This is a genomic window from Pseudomonas lyxosi, assembly GCF_047758685.1.
Lineage (GTDB): Bacteria > Pseudomonadota > Gammaproteobacteria > Pseudomonadales > Pseudomonadaceae > Aquipseudomonas > Aquipseudomonas lyxosi.
Genome location: NZ_CP180481.1, coordinates 915595 through 932691 on the forward strand (window position 1 = coordinate 915595; position 17097 = coordinate 932691).

Consider the following 17097-nt stretch of genomic DNA (forward strand, 5'->3'; position numbering starts at 1 on the left):
TTGTTTTATGCTTGGCAAGCGACTGGGGAATGGAATACCCACAGACGCGACACGGATGTTCGGCATATTTAAGGAAGACTCATGCGCTGTCAACCACGATACGATGGACCGGTTTACATCTGGTTAAAAAACAACCAATTTTGTTTGCTCTGTTCAGAACCCGCCGATGAAAACACACCCATCTGCATGGCCTGTGAAACGGAGTTGCCCTGGATCGGCGATCAATGCCAAACCTGCGCCCTGCCGTTGCCCGCCGCTCGTCTGACCTGCGGCCAATGCCTGAAACAACCGCCAGCCTTTGAACGGGTCGCTACGCCCTGGACTTACAGCTTTCCGGTGGACACGTTGATCACTCGTTTCAAACACTCTGCGAAGTGGCCGTTTGGTCGCCTGCTCGCCGAACTTCTCGCTCAGTTCCTGCAACATCGCTTCGATGAAGACCTGAATCGACCCGATGCGCTCATCCCGGTTCCGCTGGCCTCCAAACGACTGCGCAAACGGGGTTTCAACCAGGCCGCGATGCTCGCCCGCTGGCTTAGCACCAGCCTCGACATTCCGTGCGATGAAACGCTGTTGCTGAGGATTCAGGACACCAGCGCACAACAGGACCTGAATGCCGAGGCCCGCAAAAAGAACCTGCGCAACGCCTTCGCTCTGGCACCCGATGCTGTCATCAACGGTCGTCATCTGGCGTTAGTGGATGACGTACTGACCACCGGCGCCACAGCGCAAGCCCTGGCTCGCCTGCTGATGAACGCCGGCGCCAAACGGGTCGATGTCTATTGTCTGGCCCGCACACCCAAACCCGGCGATGCGCCCTGACTTGACTCCCGGGCCCCAAGCCGCCAACGTCCTTCCCATCGCCACAGCCCAAAGCGTCTTGCCATGTCCTTGCCTACGTTGTTGTCCCAGCACATTGTCCGTCGTCCGCAGCGCATTGCGTTGCTGCAACACATCGCCGAACAGGGCTCGATCACCCGCGCCGCGAAAAGCGCGGGGCTGAGTTACAAAGCGGCCTGGGACGCCATCGATGAGCTGAACAACCTCGCGCAAAAACCGCTGGTGGAGCGCAGTGTCGGCGGCAAGGGCGGTGGTGGCGCCAAACTCTCCAGCGAAGGCGAGCGCGTATTGCGCCTGTATCAAAAGCTGCAAGCCTTGCAGGCTCAGGTGCTGGAAGCCGCCAAAGATGCCAGCGATCTCGACCTGCTCGGCCGACTGATGCTCAGAACCAGCGCGCGTAATCAACTGCATGGCAAGGTTGTGGCGATTGATAACCAAGGGCACAACGACCGGATACGTCTCGAATTGGCCGAAGGCTTGAGCATCGATGCGCAGATCACTCACGACAGCACCACGCGTCTGGAACTGGAAACCGGCACCGAAGTGGTCGCCCTGATCAAGGCCGGTTGGCTGGAGTTGCTGGGCATCGATCAAGGAGCAACACCCGGCAATAATTGCCTTAAGGGCATCATCGAAGAAATTCTCGACGCCGAGGACGGCCCCAGCGAAGTGCGCATCGGCCTGCCCAATGGCCAGACACTCTGCGCGCTGGCCGAACCGCTGCACTTGAGAACCCTTGGTCTGGCCGCCGATAAACCGGTGCTGGTGCAGTTCGCGCCATCCAACGTTTTACTCGGTACACCGCTTTGAAACACAAGCGTCATTAACGCTCATTAAGGTGACTGCAAAAACCCGCAGGGAGCCTGATGTGAGCCTATTAGAAGACAACCAATCCACTGACCTCGAGAAAATGGTCGGCCTCAGCCGTCGTGGCTTCATCAGTGCGGGCGCCCTTTGCGGTGCAGCAATGTTCCTGGGCGGCAACCTGCTGAGCCGCAGCGTGCTGGCCGCCAGCGTCAGCGCCGGCTCCAGCAAACTGTTGGGTTTTGACAGTATTCCCGCCGCCACCAGCGACGCCATCACCCTGCCCCCAGGTTACAAATCTTCTGTGTTGATCAGCTGGGGCCAACCCCTGCAGAAGAACGGCCCGGCGTTCGACCCAAGTGGCAACGGCTCGGCCGAGCATCAGGAAGTCCAGTTCGGCGACAACAACGACGGCATGAGCCTGTTCGAGTTTCCCGGCGATAAAAACCGCGCGCTGATGGCGATCAACAACGAATACACCAACTATCGCTACCTCTACGCCCACGGCGGCATGCCGCAATCGGCCGCTGACGTGCGCAAGGCACTGGCCTGTGAAGGCGTGTCGGTGATCGAAGTGCAGCGCAAGAACGGCCAGTGGCATTTCGTCCAGGGCTCGCGCTACAACCGACGCATTCACGGCAACGCGCCGATCGGCCTGAGCGGTCCGGCCGCCGGCCACGAACTGCTGAAAACCAGCGCTGATCCGCACGGCAAGAACGTCCTTGGCACCTTCCAGAACTGCGCCAACGGCAAGACGCCGTGGGGCACTTATCTGACCTGCGAAGAAAACTTCACCGACTGCTTCGGCAGCAGCAATGCCGAACAAAAATTCGATGCCGCACAGAAACGCTACGGCGCGGTAGCGGCCAGTAAAGAGATCAACTGGCACCCACACGATGAGCGTTTCGACCTGGCGAAAAACCCCAACGAACTCAATCGTCATGGCTGGGTCGTGGAAATTGACCCGTTCGATCCGCAGTCGACGCCGGTCAAACGCACCGCGCTGGGCCGCTTTAAACATGAAAACGCCGCTCTTGCCGAAACCAAAGACGGTCACGCCGTGGTGTACATGGGCGACGATGAGCGCGGCGAATTCATCTACAAATTCGTCAGCCGCGACAAGATCAACCACAAAAACCCCAAGGCCAACCGCGACCTGCTGGACCACGGCACCTTGTACGTGGCGCGCTTCGATGCGGGCGACAGCAACGCCGATCATCCGAAAGGCCAGGGCGAATGGGTCGAACTGACCCACGGCAAAAACGGCATCGACGCCAGCAGCGGTTTCGCCGATCAGGCCGAAGTGCTGATTCATGCGCGCCTCGCCGCCAGCGTGGTGAAAGCCACGCGCATGGACCGCCCGGAATGGATCGTCGTAAGCCCCAAGGATGGCCAGGTCTATTGCACGCTGACCAACAACGCCAAGCGTGGCGAGGATGGTCAGCCGGTGGGCGGACCGAACCCGCGCGAGAAGAACGTCTACGGGCAAATTTTGCGTTGGCGCACCGACCGTGACGATCACGGTGCCAAAAGCTTTTCCTGGGATCTGTTTGTGGTCGCCGGTAACCCGGGCGTCCACGCCGGCACGCCGAAGGGCGGTTCGTCGAACATCACACCGCAAAACATGTTCAACAGCCCGGACGGCTTGGGTTTCGACAAGGCTGGGCGGTTGTGGATTCTCACCGATGGCGATTCGAGCAATGCCGGTGATTTCGCCGGTATGGGTAACAATCAGATGCTCTGCGCTGATCCGGTCACCGGCGAGATTCGCCGCTTCATGGTGGGGCCGGTGGGCTGCGAAGTGACGGGGATCAGCTTCTCGCCAGACCAAAAGACCTTGTTTGTCGGGATTCAGCATCCGGGGGAAAACGGTGGGTCGACGTTCCCTGAGCATCTGCCCAATGGCAAGCCGCGGTCTTCGGTGATGGCGATTTCACGGGAAGATGGCGGAATCGTCGGCGCCTGACATGGCCTCTTCGCGGGCAAGCCCGCTCCCACATTGGATCTGCGACACACCGCAAATCACCTGTGGGAGCGAGCTTGCTCGCGATGGCGTCGGTGTGAACAACACTTACCTCAAGCCCACCCCCTAAAGAAGCCCCGTCTGCGCTACCATGCTTGGCCGGACGCGGCAGCCTGCTGCGCGCAGGAGTCAGCATGGCCCACCCGTTTGCAACCCTCACCCCAGACCTCGTGCTCGATGCCGTCGAAAGCATCGGCTTTCTCAGCGACGCGCGCATCCTGGCGCTCAACAGCTACGAGAACCGTGTCTATCAGGTCGGTATCGAAGACTCCGAGCCGCTGATCGCCAAGTTCTACCGTCCGCAGCGCTGGACCAACGAAGCGATTCTCGAAGAGCATCAATTCACCTTCGAACTCGCCGAGTGCGACGTACCGGTGGTCGCGCCGATGATTCACAACGGTGCCAGCCTGCACGAACACAACGGTTTCCGTTTCACCCTGTTCCCCCGTCGTGGTGGCCGTGCGCCGGAGCCGGGCAATCTCGATCAGCTGTATCGCCTGGGGCAACTGCTCGGTCGTCTGCACGCCGTCGGTACTACAAAACCGTTCGAACACCGCGAAGCGCTGGGCGTGAAAAACTTCGGTCATGACTCGCTGACGACATTGCTCGAAGGCAATTTCGTACCCAAAAGTCTGCTGCCGGCCTACGAGTCCGTGGCCCGCGACCTACTCAAGCGGGTGGAAGAGGTCTACAAGGCCACGCCGCACAAGAACATCCGCATGCACGGCGACTGCCACCCCGGCAACATGATGTGCCGCGACGAGATGTTCCACATCGTCGACCTCGACGACTGCCGCATGGGCCCGGCGGTGCAGGACATCTGGATGATGCTTGCCGGTGATCGTCAGGAATGTCTCGGTCAGTTGTCGGAATTGATGGACGGCTACAGTGAGTTCCACGACTTCGATCCGCGGGAACTGGCGTTGATCGAACCGCTGCGCGCCTTGCGCCTGATGCACTACAGCGCCTGGCTGGCCCGCCGCTGGGACGACCCGGCGTTCCCGCACAGTTTTCCGTGGTTTGGCAGTGAACGGTATTGGGGCGACCAAGTGTTGGCCTTGCGTGAACAACTCGCCGCACTCAACGAAGAGCCATTAAAACTTTTCTGACTCACCCGGAAACCCTGTGGGAGCGAGCTTGCTCGCGATGACGGCATTACATTCAGTACATCTGTGACTGACAGACCGCCATCGCGAGCAAGCTCGCTCCCACAAGGTCCGCGACATATTCCGAATAATCTCCTTACAATCCCCACTTTGTTAGCTGCCTAAGCAAGGATTCTGCATGCAAGCCGCCAACCCGCGTCGCGGGTACATCCTGGGCCTGAGTGCCTACATCATCTGGGGACTTTTCCCGCTCTACTTCAAAGCCATCGCCAGCGTGCCCGCCGTGGAGATCATCATCCACCGAGTGCTCTGGTCCGCGCTGTTCGGCGCCTTGCTGCTGATGGTGTGGAAACATCCGGGCTGGTGGCGCGAGTTGCGTGACAACCCCAAACGCCTGGCGATCCTGGCCCTGAGCGGCACGCTGATCGCGGCCAACTGGCTGACCTACGTCTGGTCGGTGAACAACGGGCGCATGCTCGAAGCCAGTCTCGGTTACTACATCAACCCCCTGGTGAACGTGCTGTTGGGCATGCTGATCCTTGGCGAACGACTGCGGCGCATGCAATGGCTGGCGGTTGGCCTGGCGGCGGTCGGCGTCGCGCAGCAGGTCTGGCAAGTCGGCAGTCTGCCGTGGGTGTCATTGGTGTTGGCGCTGACGTTTGGTTTCTACGGACTGATCCGCAAGCAAGCACCGGTCAAGGCGCTGCCCGGCCTGGTGGTGGAAACCTGGATGCTGGTGCCGATTGCCATTGCCTGGCTGCTTTTCAATCAGACGGCCACAAGCGCTCAGCCCGAGTTCTGGACCACATCCGAAGCCTGGTGGCTGGTAGCCGCCGGTCCAGTGACGCTGGTGCCGCTGGTGTGTTTCAACGCCGCTGCACGGCATTTGCCCTACACGACGTTGGGATTTCTCCAGTACCTGGCGCCGACGCTGGTGCTGTTGCAAGCCGTTCTGCTGTTTGGCGAGCATTTGTCGTCGAGCACACTGGTAGCGTTCATCTTTATCTGGGCGGGCCTGGCGGTTTACAGCATCGACGCGTGGATAAGTCTGCGCCGCCGCAGCTGATCAAAAAACGCACAAACCTCTGCAGGCCACGGCAACCGTGGCCTGCATCGATCCTTCCCAAGGTTATCCACAACGTGATCCCCGGCGTTTGTGCGCAAGTCCCTGAAACTGCTGGTTTTTTGATCAAATCCTGAAGAACCCCGGCCGACGAGGCCTGGCGGGCTGTCTCTACAGGTTATCCACAGGCAGGTGCACGTATAACTTGGATAACCTGCTCAGGGTTCACTGCGCAGCACCAATTCGACCATCAAATCGTCCGCCAGGGTTTCCAGGCGCGATTGCAGCACGTCCAGGGACAACGTCAGCGGCACGGCGAGAATCGCTTCAGCGTGGAATAAAGGCTCGCTGCTCATCGGCGCCGGACGTACTTCGGTCACCAGACGCTCCAGGTTCACCCCCTGCTCACTCAGCAAACGCGTGATGTCGCGTACGATCCCCGGGCGGTCATTGCCCACTAATTCCATGGCAATCGGTTTCCAGGTGCAGGATTGCTCGATGCCGCTTTCGGCAATCAGCACGCGAATGCCATGGGCGGACAATGCCTGTAGGGCATCCACCAATTCATCGTAGGCCTCGGCCGGCACACCCACACGAAGAATCCCGGCGAACTGCCCGGCCATGCGTGACATGCGGCTCTCCAGCCAGTTACCGCCGTGCTCGGCGATGCATTGGGCAATGCGCTCGACCTGCCCAGGCTTGTCTGGAGCGAAAACAGTGAGTACGAGGTGGTCCATGGCGCAGCCCTCTTGTCATGACTTTTGTTATAGAAGACCAAGTATAGGCAAGGGTCGAGAATCGGCTCGGTGCCTCGAAAAGCAAAGCCCCATAGCAGGGCATCGAAGATTATGTGTACAAGTTTTTATATTTAACTGGAACAATCCAATAGTTTTTTGAGAACATCCCGTTCCCCGACGTGACTGCAATGCGTCATGGCGTCGCAGAACGACGTAATTAGTCTAATTTTCACAAGCGCAATTCATCATGTAGTATGCCGCAGCGCGCACTACATAACGTTGGATCGATGTCTGCCACAGGCACAATCGCAGCCCTGAAAGCCCTATCAGCAAGGCCTCAAAGCCGTTGATCGGTTCCATCCCAGCCGCCCGAAATGGCATGTACTGGTGGAAAGGGGTTTGTGGTTTAAATAGCCAGAGGCTTCATTGTTAAATTGAAGAGCTGAAAAGCGAAATAGCTGAGCAGAGTGAGGCAAGCAATGACTGAACACGTTCAAGTCGGTGGCCTGCAGGTCGCCAAAGTCCTGTTCGACTTCGTGAACAACGAAGCCATTCCCGGTACCGGCCTCACCGCCGATAAGTTCTGGGCCGGTGCCGACAAGGTCATTCATGACCTGGCGCCGAAGAACAAAGCCCTACTCGCCAAACGCGATGATTTCCAGGCTCGTATCGATGGCTGGCACCAATCCCGTGCCGGTCAACCACACGACGCCGTGGCTTATAAAGCCTTCTTGCAAGACATCGGTTATCTGCTGCCAGAAGCGGCTGATTTCCAGGCAACGACGCAAAACGTCGATGACGAAATCGCCCGCATGGCCGGTCCACAGCTTGTGGTTCCGGTGATGAACGCCCGTTTTGCGCTCAACGCCTCGAACGCCCGTTGGGGTTCGCTGTATGACGCGCTCTACGGCACCGATGCCATCAGCGAAGCTGACGGCGCGGAAAAAGGCAAAGGCTACAACAAGGTTCGCGGCGACAAGGTCATCGCCTTCGCCCGTGCCTTCCTCGACGAAGCGGCGCCATTGGCTGCCGGCACTCACGTCGATTCCACCGGCTACAAGATCGTTGACGGCAAACTGGTGGTCGCCCTTAAAGGCGGCAGCAATACCGGCCTGCGCGACGATGCACAGCTGATCGGTTTCCACGGCGATGCAGCCGCGCCGACCGCGATCCTGCTGAAAAACAACGGCCTGCACTTCGAAATCCAGGTCGACGCCAGCACCCCGGTCGGCCAGACCGACGCTGCCGGCCTCAAAGACATCCTGATGGAAGCCGCGCTGACCACCATCATGGACTGCGAAGATTCCGTCGCCGCCGTCGATGCCGATGACAAAGTGGTGATCTACCGCAACTGGCTCGGCCTGATGAAGGGCGATCTGTCGGAAGAAGTCTCCAAGGGCGGTCAGACCTTTACCCGCACCATGAATGCGGACCGCACCTACACCGCCCTCGATGGCAGCGAATTGAGCCTGCACGGGCGCTCGCTGTTGTTCGTGCGCAACGTCGGTCACCTGATGACCATCGACGCGATCCTCGACAAGGATGGCAACGAAGTGCCAGAAGGCATCCTCGACGGTCTGGTCACCAGCCTCGCGGCAATCCACAGCCTCAACGGCAACAACTCGCGCAAGAACAGCCGCACTGGCTCGGTCTACATCGTGAAGCCGAAGATGCACGGCCCGGAAGAAGCGGCGTTCACCAACGAGCTGTTCGGTCGCATCGAAGAAGTACTCGGTCTGCCGCGCAACACGCTGAAAGTCGGGATCATGGACGAGGAACGCCGTACCACGGTCAACCTCAAGGCCTGCATCAAGGCTGCCAGCGAGCGTGTAGTGTTCATCAACACTGGTTTCCTCGACCGCACTGGCGATGAAATCCACACCTCCATGGAAGCCGGCCCGATGGTGCGCAAGGCGGACATGAAGGCTGAGAAGTGGATCGGCGCCTACGAGAACTGGAACGTCGATATCGGTTTGAGCACTGGCCTGCAAGGTCGTGCGCAGATCGGTAAAGGCATGTGGGCCATGCCGGACCTGATGGCAGCGATGCTCGAACAGAAAATCGCTCACCCGATGGCCGGTGCCAACACTGCGTGGGTTCCATCGCCGACCGCTGCCGCGCTGCACGCACTGCACTACCACAAGGTCGATGTGTTCGCCCGTCAGGCCGAACTGGCCAAACGTGCCCGCGCTTCGGTGGATGACATCCTGACCATCCCGTTGGCCGTCAATCCAGACTGGACTGCAGAACAGATCAAGAACGAACTGGACAACAACGCCCAGGGCATTCTCGGTTATGTAGTGCGCTGGATCGACCAAGGCGTGGGCTGTTCGAAAGTGCCGGACATCAACGACGTTGGCCTGATGGAAGATCGTGCGACGCTGCGGATTTCCAGCCAGCACATCGCCAACTGGCTGCGTCACGGCATCGTCACCGAAGATCAGGTCATGGAAAGCCTCAAGCGCATGGCGCCGGTGGTTGACCGCCAGAATGCCAACGACGCGCTGTACCGTCCGCTGGCACCGAACTTCGACAGCAACATCGCCTTCCAGGCGGCGGTCGAACTGGTGGTCGAAGGCACCAAACAGCCGAACGGCTACACCGAGCCGGTCCTGCACCGTCGTCGCCGCGAGTTCAAGGCTGCCAATGGCCTGTAACTAAGCGCTGACGCCGGACAAAAAAAAGCCCTGATCGAAAGATCAGGGCTTTTTTGTTTCAAATCGGAACCTACACATCCATTCCCAACTCATGCTTGACCAGCTCCAACAGCTTGCCGGTATCGACAGGCTTGAGCAGGAAGTCGACCACGCTCAAGTGCATCGCAGCGATCGCATCTTTCACGTCGGCGTCACCGGAAACGATGATGAACGGCATTGCCGCCCGAACCGATTCACGGACCTGCCGGATCAGGTCCAGACCATCGACATTTCCCATCCGCAGATCGGTAATCACCAAGCCAATCGATGGCATCGTCTCCAACATCTTGAGTGCCGTTTCGCCACTGGCGGCGGTCATGCAGCGTACTCCGTCCAGCGCAAGAATTTCTGACAGCAACTCGCGTGAGTCTTTATCGTCATCGACGATCAGCACCCGCTGCGGCGGCAGGTCAGGTTCCAGCATGACGTCACTCAGCGCCTTGCGCTCGGCGTCACTCAAAATATCGTGGTCGGACATGACTTACTCTACGTTTTCAATTCAATTGCTATCACTTCCGTGTGACATCACCCGGTAGACCTTCAGGGTGCATTTCGTCGGAAAGTTCTCCTATAGCCAATGTAGGAGGTTTTTCCCACAGTTGCGTCAGACATTTCCCAAATACCGACAGCTTCACTGCCTACCTAGACTTACGTCCAATGGGCACCCCGCGCCCAGGGGCCGACCATGGCTAAGTCATCCGACAACAACAATTCAAAAAAGACTGCGGTAATGGTTATGAGTAAAGCGGACGCCTTCACACAGGCAGGGAAAACCGCGGTGTTGCAGAACATCCAGGGCACTTTGCAATTCCTTCAGCGCTTCCCGCCCTTCAATCAAATGGAACATGCCCACCTGGCGTACCTGGTCGAGCAGTGTCAGCTGCGTTTTTATGCGCCCGGCGAGAGCATCATCAAGCCCGCCGACGGCCCGGTTGAACATTTCTATATCGTCAAACAAGGCCGGGTCGTGGGTGAACGTCCCCATACGGCCAAGGGCGGCACCGAAACCACTTTCGAAATCACCACCGGCGAGTGTTTTCCCCTCGCCGCGCTGCTGGGGGAGCGTGCAACCCGCACCGAACACCTCGCGGCCGAAGACACCTTTTGCCTACAGCTGAACAAGCTGGCGTTCATCAAACTGTTCGCGATTTCCAACGCGTTTCGCGACTTTTCCCTACGTGGCGTGAGCAGCCTGCTGGATCAGGTCAACCAGCAAGTCCAGCAAAAAGCCGTGGAAACCCTCGGCACCCAGTACTCGCTCAATACCCGCCTGGGCGAATTGGCCATGCGCCATCCGGTGACCTGCAGCCCGGCCACGCCACTGCGTGAAGCCGTGACCCTGATGCATGAGCAGCAGGTCGGCAGCATTGTGGTAGTCGACGAACATAAAGTGCCGCTGGGCATTTTCACCCTGCGCGACCTGCGCCATGTGGTGGCCGACGGCACTAACGACTTCAACGAAGCTATCGAGCGCCACATGACACAGGCGCCGTTTTACCTGTCGCCAGACCACAGCGCCTTCGATGCGGCGATTGCCATGACCGAGCGGCATATCGCCCACGTCTGCCTGGTGAAGGATCATCGCCTGTGCGGCGTGGTTTCGGAACGTGACCTGTTTTCCCTGCAGCGGGTCGATCTGGTGCATCTGGCGCGGACTATCCGCAGCGCCCAGAAGGTAGAAAATCTGGTCGCGATGCGCGGCGAAATCGGCCAACTGGTGGAGCGCATGCTGGCCCACGGCGCCTCTTCAACCCAGATCACGCACATCATCACCCTGCTCAACGACCACACCGTGTGCCGGGTGATCGAACTGACCCTCGCCGAGAAAGGCGACCCCGGTATTCCGTTCAGTTGGCTGTGCTTCGGTAGCGAAGGCCGCCGCGAACAGACGCTGCACACCGATCAGGACAACGGCATTCTGTTCGAAGCCCGGGACGCGGCCCACGCCGCCGAAATTCGCGGCAAATTGCTGCCCATTGCCCAGCAGATCAACCAGAGCCTGGCGCTCTGCGGTTTCACCCTGTGCAAGGGCAACATCATGGCCGGCAACCCGGAGCTGTGTCTGTCCAGGGCCGAATGGTCACGACGTTTTGCGGCGTTTATCCGCGAGGCAACGCCGGAGAACCTGCTGGGCTCGAGCATTTATTTCGACTTGCGCGTGGTCTGGGGCGACGAGCAAGGCTGCGAGCAGCTGCGTCAGGGCATTCTCAATCAGGTGAATGACAACCGACTGTTCCAACGGATGATGGCCGAGAACGCCCTGCGCAACCGTCCGCCCGTAGGACGTTTCCGTGAGTTCGTTCTGGCTCGCAAGAATGGCGAGAAAGCCACTTTGGATTTGAAAGTCCAGGGGCTGACGCCTTTTGTCGACGGTGCCCGACTGCTCGCGTTGGCCCACGGGGTTGAGGCGAACAACACGCTGGAGCGCTTTCGCCAACTGGTGGACAAAGAAGTCATCGAGCGGCTGGACGGTGCGGCATACGAAGAGGCCTATCACTTCATCCAGCAAACCCGCATGCAGCAACATCAGCTACAGACCCGGGAGAACTTGCCCTACTCCAACCGGGTCGATCCGGACAGCCTCAATCATCTGGATCGACGGATCCTGCGTGAATCCCTGCGCCAGGCACAACGCCTGCAAAGCAGCCTGGCCCTACGGTATCAGCTATGAGCCTGTTTTCATGGCTGCGCCCGGCAGGTCCGAGCCTTCCCGGCGAACTCCAACAACGTCTGCAACGCTTGCCCCCGGCGGCAGAGCTCGGCGAGTGCAGCCTGCGCGAACAACGCTGGGTGGTGCTCGACCTGGAAACCACCGGGCTGAACCTGAACAAGGACCGGGTGTTGTCCATCGGCGCGGTAGTGATCGAGGACGGCGCGATCGATTTCAGCCAGCAGTTCGAACGCACGTTGCAATGCGCCGACATGAAGTTGGCTCCCAGTGTGTTGATCCATGGCCTGGGGCCGAGTGCGATTGCCGCTGGCAGTGATCCTGCTCAAGCCCTGGTCGAATTCATGGAGTTTGTTGGCGACAGCCCTGTGTTGGCGTTTCATGCGCCGTTCGATCAGCACATGCTCGGGCGCGCACTGAAAGACCATCTGGGCTACAAGTTGCAGCATCCATTTCTGGATGTGGCTGATATCGCGCCGTTGCTTTGCCCTCAGGCGCACATTCGCGATGCCGGGCTGGATCAGTGGATCGACTGGTTCAAACTGGAAGTGTTCGAGCGCCACAATGCCAGTGCCGATGCGTTGGCCACCGCTGAGCTGGCGTTGATTTTGTTCAGCCGGGCGCGGCAGATGCAGATTCATAGCCCGTTGAATCTGCAGCAGCGGATGAATCAGTGGAAGCGCAGACAGCGCGCGCCTTCTTTCTAACAGCCACCACAATCCTTTGTAGCAGCTGCCGAAGGCTGCGTTCGGCTGCGCAGCAGTCGTAAAATCAGCGAATGCGGTGCATCAGGCAGACCGAGGTGGCCGGTTTGACGACTGCTGCGCAGCCGAACGCAGCCTTCGGCAGCTGCTACAAAGTACCGTGCGGGTCCAAAAAATCTGGTTTCCCCCACCCGACCAGCGCCAATTGCTTACCTCCCCCGCCTCTGCCACAATCGCGAACAATTCTCGTTAGTTAATACTTCCCAATCGGTGATGCTACGTGTCGTCAGTCCAAAGCCCTCAAAGTGAGCTCGTTGGTGCGTTGTATCGCGACCACCGCGGTTGGCTATTGGCCTGGCTGCGACGCAATGTAGCTTGTCCGCAACGGGCCGAAGACCTGAGTCAGGATACTTTCGTGCGTTTGCTGGGTCGTGAAGAGTTGAAGGAGCCGCGTGAACCGCGCGCGTTTCTGGTGGCGATTGCCAAAGGTCTGCTGTTCGACTATTTCCGCCGCGCCGCGTTGGAGCAGGCCTATCTCACCGAACTGATGCTGATCCCCGCAGGTGAACAACCGTCGGTGGAAGAGCAGCAACTGATCCTCGAAGACCTCAAAGCCATCGACCGCCTGCTCGGCAAGCTCTCAAGCAAGGCCCGGGCAGCGTTTCTCTATAACCGTCTCGACGGCCTCGGCCACGCCGAAATCGCCCAGCGTCTGGGCGTGTCAGTGCCGAGGGTGCGTCAGTACCTGGCCCAGGGCATTCGTCAGTGCTACATCGCGTTGTACGGTGAGCCGGTATGAGTCCGGTCAGCTCCAAACCCGTCTCGGCGCAGGTGTTGGATGCCGCGATTGCCTGGCAATTGTCCCTGGACTCCGGCAACCCGGTGGAGCGCGAAGAGTTCGCCAAATGGCACGCCGCCCACGAAGAGCATGCGCGGGCCTGGCGCCAATTGGGCATGCTCGACCAGCGCTTCAGCGTCGCCAGCGGCCCGGCTCGCACTGCTCTACTGCAATCGCGCGAAAGCATTCGCCGGCGCGTGCGCAAACTCGGCAGCGGCGTGGCCAGCATCGTCGCGGTGATCGGGTTGGCGTTGTTCGCCGGTGATCGTTATCTGCCGATCGACTATTGGCTGGCCGATCAGCGCACCGCCACCGGTGAGCAACGCACCCTGCGCCTGACCGACGGCACGCTGATCAACCTCAACACCCACAGTGCCGTGGATGTGCGTTTCGATGAAAAACAACGGCTGATCATCCTCCAGGAAGGGGAGATCCTCGTCGAAACCGGCCATGGCGACACCCGGCCGTTTATCGTCGAAACCCGCGAAGGCAGCATGCGCGCGTTGGGGACAAGGTTCCTGGTCAAGCGTGAAGAAGAAGGTACGCGCCTGAGCGTGTTGAAATCGGCGGTGGCCGCCCATCCCGAGTCGAGTCCTGAAGAACAGATTCTGCATGAAGGCCAGCAAGTCATGATGCGCAGCAATGGCCTCGGGCCGATCCTCGCGCTCAACCTCGGCGCCGATGCCTGGACCCGCGGCATGCTGGTGGTGGACAACACGCGGCTGGAAGACCTGGTTCATGAACTCGGTCGCTATCGCCGCGGGTATTTGGGGGTTGCACCCGAGATCGCCGACCTGCGAATCACCGGCAGCTTCCCGCTGCACGACACCGATCTGGCCCTGAGCGCCCTGCTGCCGACCCTGCCGGTGCAGATCGAACAGCACACGCCGTGGTGGGTGACGGTGGCGGCAAAGACTGAGGCTAAATGATCGTTCCCACGCTCTGCGTGGGAATGCAGCCCGTGACGCTCCGCGTCACATGCCGAAGCGGACGCAGAGCGTCCATTGAGGCATTCCCACGCAGAGCGTGGGAACGATCCTGATAAAGACTTTACTGAATCGAAATTATTTTCAATCAGCCCTATCACTTTTGAATTCTCGTTCGGCACCTAGGCAATTGAGAAATATTTCCATTCAGGAGCCGCTGTATGTCCCGTTCGCTCGACACCTTGTTGCGCCCCAGTTTGCTGGCGATTGCCATTGCCCTTTGCGCCCCTTTGGCCAGCAGTCAGCTGATCGCCGCTGAACAGGCATCCAACGTTCGCGCCTACAACCTGCCGGCCGCGCCATTGGCCAGCACCCTGAACCAGATCGCCAGCCAGGCCGGCCTGGCGCTGTCGTTGAATCCTTCACTGGCGGCAGGCAAGACCTCGGCGCCGGTCAAAGGCCAGTTCGACGCAGCCGGCGCCCTGCGCGAAGCCTTGCGCGGCACCGGTCTGCAACTGGAACAAAGCAGCGCTGGCACTTACAGCCTGGTGGCCGTGCCTGAAGGCGTGATGGCTTTGCCGGAAACCGCCGTCATTGGCGTGGAAAACACCGAAAGTGCCTGGGGACCGGTGCAAGGTTACCTGGCGACCCGCACTGCCGCCGGTACCAAGACCGATACCGCACTGGTCGAAGCACCGCGCTCGATTTCGATCGCCACCCGCGAGCAAATGGACGACCGCAGCGTGCACAGCCTCGATGACGCGGTGCGCTACATGCCGGGCATCACCGCCAGCAGCTACGGCAGCGACACCCGCGCCGACTGGTTGCGCGTACGGGGTTTCGAACCAACGCAATTCCTCGATGGCCTGCCACTGCCAAAAGGCGTGTACGCCAACCCAAAACAGGAAACCTGGAACCTCGATCGCCTCGCCCTGCTGCGCGGCCCGGCCTCGTCGGTTTACGGCCAGACCCCGCCAGGTGGCTTGCTGGACATGGTCAGCCGTCGTCCCAGCGCCGAGTCGAGCAGTGAAATCCAGGTGCAATACGGCAGTGACAACCATCGCCAGATCAACTTCGCCAGCACCGGCAAGATCGACGACGAAGGCCAGTTCCTCTACGGTCTGAGCGGTGTGGTGCGCGACAGCGGCACGCAGATCGATCACGTCGACAACAAACGCTACAACATCGCGCCGAGCCTGACCTGGAACATCGACGAAGACACTAAATTCACCCTGCTGACGCAATTCACCCGCGACGATACCGGCATCACCAGCCAGTTTTTGCCGGTGCAGGGCACCAAGATCCATTCGCCGCTCGGCAAGATTTCCCATCACAAAAACCTGGGCGACCCGGACTGGGAATTCTACGACCGCACCTACTACGCACTGGGCTACGCCTTTGAACATCGCTTGAACGATGTCTGGCAGTTCAAACAGAACCTGCGCTACACCAAATCGGACCTGTCCTTCCAGGCCCTCACTCCCGGCGCCTACCCGTTCACCAAGGTCGATGCCGAAGGCAACGTTGGTCGCTCGAGCACCAGTGTCGACGAGGACATCAGCCAGTTCGCCGTGGACAACAACTTCCAGGGCGACTTCGCGACCGGCGACATCCGTCACACCCTGCTGATCGGCCTCGATCACCAGCGCACCAACACCAACTACACCTCGATCTTCGGCGACGGTCTGACCACCAACGTCAACAACCCGATCTATGGTCAGCCCATCGTTCGTCCGCCACGCTCAGCGGCGTTTTACGACTACAACCAGAAGACTTACCAGACCGGACTGTACATCCAGGACCAGATGGCCCTCGACCAATGGCGTCTGACGTTGGGTGGTCGTGAAGACTGGGTCCACACCGGCACCAAATTCTTCAACAAAGGCGATGCCACCAACACCGAGCGCGACAAGAACTTCAGCGGCAACGCGGCGATCAGCTACGTGTTCGAATCGGGCTTCGTGCCCTACCTGTCCTACGCCGAGTCGTTCCAGCCGACCAGCAACGCCACGGCATCGCCGACCGATTCGTTCAAGCCGACCGAAGGCAAACAGTGGGAACTGGGCATCAAGTACCAACCGCCAGGCAGCAGCACCCTGCTGACCGCTGCGGTCTACGACCTGACCCAGAAAAACGTCTCCGTCACCACGACCAACTCGGACAACGTTTCGGTCACCAGCCAGACCGGTGAAGTGAAAGTCAAAGGCCTGGAACTGGAAGCCGTCTCCGACGTGACCGAGAACCTCAAGGTGATCGCCGCTTACACCCTGGCCAAATCCGAAGTGCAGAAAGGCAACTTTAAAGGCAATCGTCTGCAACTGATGCCAAACCAGCAGGCTTCGCTGTGGGCCGATTACACCTGGCACAACGGCGTGCTGGACGGTTTCGGGATCGGCGCCGGCGCTCGCTACACCGGCAATACCTACGGCGACCAGGGAAACACCTCACTCGGCAAGGCTGACGCCTACACCGTGTTCGACGCCGCTGTTCACTACGACCTGGGCCGTCTGGACAACAGCCTCAAAGGCGCCTCCCTGGCCCTGAACGCCACCAACCTGTTCGACAAGGACTACATCTCCACGTGCGACAGCTTCTACTGCTACTACGGCGACCAACGCAGCGTCGTCGCCAGTGCCACTTACAAGTGGTAATGGCCTGACCTGACACGCCCAAGACCCGAGCCGTCCGACAT

General features: G+C 59.7%; 13 protein-coding genes. 11 read left to right on the top strand and 2 right to left on the bottom strand.

What is annotated here, in order from left to right; translation table 11 throughout:
• The first annotated feature begins 81 nt into the window (after positions 1-81).
• From ACMXYI_RS04400 to rarD, 5 genes are all read left to right on the top strand, one after another.
• Positions 82-822 carry a ComF family protein gene (locus ACMXYI_RS04400; protein ID WP_415771848.1) on the top strand — a complete coding sequence of 247 codons (741 nt, stop codon included), beginning with the start codon at positions 82-84 and terminating at the stop codon, positions 820-822.
• A 63-nt stretch (positions 823-885) separates the two neighbouring features.
• The gene (locus ACMXYI_RS04405; RefSeq protein ID WP_415771849.1) at positions 886-1650 is read left to right on the top strand and encodes a TOBE domain-containing protein; all 765 of its coding nucleotides are present in this window, start codon (positions 886-888) and stop codon (positions 1648-1650) included.
• 58 nt (positions 1651-1708) lie between these two features.
• Positions 1709-3610, top strand: coding sequence for a PhoX family protein (locus ACMXYI_RS04410; protein WP_415771850.1), 1902 nt, complete (start codon positions 1709-1711; stop codon positions 3608-3610).
• Between the two features lie 191 nt (positions 3611-3801).
• Positions 3802-4776: a serine/threonine protein kinase gene (locus tag ACMXYI_RS04415; protein ID WP_008147144.1), complete on the top strand. Its 975-nt coding sequence runs from the start codon at positions 3802-3804 to the stop codon at positions 4774-4776.
• A gap of 175 nt (positions 4777-4951) precedes the next feature.
• Entirely contained in the window at positions 4952-5839 is an 888-nt protein-coding gene (rarD, locus tag ACMXYI_RS04420; protein WP_129440583.1) for an EamA family transporter RarD, read from the top strand.
• Between the two features lie 215 nt (positions 5840-6054).
• Here the strand turns inward: rarD and ACMXYI_RS04425 are convergent, their stop codons facing one another.
• Entirely contained in the window at positions 6055-6573 is a 519-nt protein-coding gene (locus ACMXYI_RS04425; protein WP_007947710.1) for a glycine cleavage system protein R, read from the bottom strand.
• Between the two features lie 479 nt (positions 6574-7052).
• Here ACMXYI_RS04425 and ACMXYI_RS04430 point away from each other — a divergent pair, with 479 nt between their 5' ends.
• Positions 7053-9230, top strand: a complete 2178-nt coding sequence (locus ACMXYI_RS04430; protein ID WP_415771851.1) for a malate synthase G — start codon at positions 7053-7055, stop codon at positions 9228-9230.
• A gap of 70 nt (positions 9231-9300) precedes the next feature.
• On the opposite strand, the gene ACMXYI_RS04435 is transcribed toward ACMXYI_RS04430, so the two are convergent.
• Positions 9301-9747 (bottom strand): response regulator, encoded by a 447-nt coding sequence (locus ACMXYI_RS04435; RefSeq protein ID WP_415771853.1) that lies wholly within the window; start codon positions 9745-9747, stop codon positions 9301-9303.
• 252 nt (positions 9748-9999) lie between these two features.
• Here ACMXYI_RS04435 and ACMXYI_RS04440 point away from each other — a divergent pair, with 252 nt between their 5' ends.
• From ACMXYI_RS04440 to ACMXYI_RS04460, 5 genes are all read left to right on the top strand, one after another.
• Positions 10000-11940 (top strand): putative nucleotidyltransferase substrate binding domain-containing protein, encoded by a 1941-nt coding sequence (locus tag ACMXYI_RS04440; protein WP_415773858.1) that lies wholly within the window; start codon positions 10000-10002, stop codon positions 11938-11940.
• Positions 11937-12644 (top strand): 3'-5' exonuclease, encoded by a 708-nt coding sequence (locus ACMXYI_RS04445; RefSeq protein WP_415771855.1) that lies wholly within the window; start codon positions 11937-11939, stop codon positions 12642-12644. Before ACMXYI_RS04440 ends, ACMXYI_RS04445 begins: the two co-directional genes overlap by 4 nt.
• Positions 12645-12921: 277 nt before the next feature.
• Entirely contained in the window at positions 12922-13440 is a 519-nt protein-coding gene (locus ACMXYI_RS04450) for an RNA polymerase sigma factor (protein WP_033053398.1), read from the top strand.
• Positions 13437-14408 carry a FecR domain-containing protein gene (locus ACMXYI_RS04455; protein ID WP_415771857.1) on the top strand — a complete coding sequence of 324 codons (972 nt, stop codon included), beginning with the start codon at positions 13437-13439 and terminating at the stop codon, positions 14406-14408. Before ACMXYI_RS04450 ends, ACMXYI_RS04455 begins: the two co-directional genes overlap by 4 nt.
• 218 nt (positions 14409-14626) lie before the next feature.
• Positions 14627-17056, top strand: coding sequence for a TonB-dependent siderophore receptor (locus tag ACMXYI_RS04460; protein ID WP_415771859.1), 2430 nt, complete (start codon positions 14627-14629; stop codon positions 17054-17056).
• Positions 17057-17097 lie beyond the last annotated feature (41 nt).

What these genes read in the sequence shown, in the direction of transcription:
- ACMXYI_RS04440 (WP_415773858.1), top strand. Translation starts at nt 10,000, where the DNA reads ATGGTTATGAGTAAAGCGGACGCCTTCACACAGGCAGGGAAAACCGCG.
- ACMXYI_RS04415 (WP_008147144.1), top strand. Translation starts at nt 3,802, where the DNA reads ATGGCCCACCCGTTTGCAACCCTCACCCCAGACCTCGTGCTCGATGCC.
- rarD (WP_129440583.1), top strand. Translation starts at nt 4,952, where the DNA reads ATGCAAGCCGCCAACCCGCGTCGCGGGTACATCCTGGGCCTGAGTGCC.
- ACMXYI_RS04400 (WP_415771848.1), top strand. Translation starts at nt 82, where the DNA reads ATGCGCTGTCAACCACGATACGATGGACCGGTTTACATCTGGTTAAAA.
- ACMXYI_RS04460 (WP_415771859.1), top strand. Translation starts at nt 14,627, where the DNA reads ATGTCCCGTTCGCTCGACACCTTGTTGCGCCCCAGTTTGCTGGCGATT.
- ACMXYI_RS04425 (WP_007947710.1), bottom strand. Translation starts at nt 6,573, where the DNA reads ATGGACCACCTCGTACTCACTGTTTTCGCTCCAGACAAGCCTGGGCAG.
- ACMXYI_RS04435 (WP_415771853.1), bottom strand. Translation starts at nt 9,747, where the DNA reads ATGTCCGACCACGATATTTTGAGTGACGCCGAGCGCAAGGCGCTGAGT.
- ACMXYI_RS04445 (WP_415771855.1), top strand. Translation starts at nt 11,937, where the DNA reads ATGAGCCTGTTTTCATGGCTGCGCCCGGCAGGTCCGAGCCTTCCCGGC.
- ACMXYI_RS04405 (WP_415771849.1), top strand. Translation starts at nt 886, where the DNA reads ATGTCCTTGCCTACGTTGTTGTCCCAGCACATTGTCCGTCGTCCGCAG.
- ACMXYI_RS04455 (WP_415771857.1), top strand. Translation starts at nt 13,437, where the DNA reads ATGAGTCCGGTCAGCTCCAAACCCGTCTCGGCGCAGGTGTTGGATGCC.
- ACMXYI_RS04430 (WP_415771851.1), top strand. Translation starts at nt 7,053, where the DNA reads ATGACTGAACACGTTCAAGTCGGTGGCCTGCAGGTCGCCAAAGTCCTG.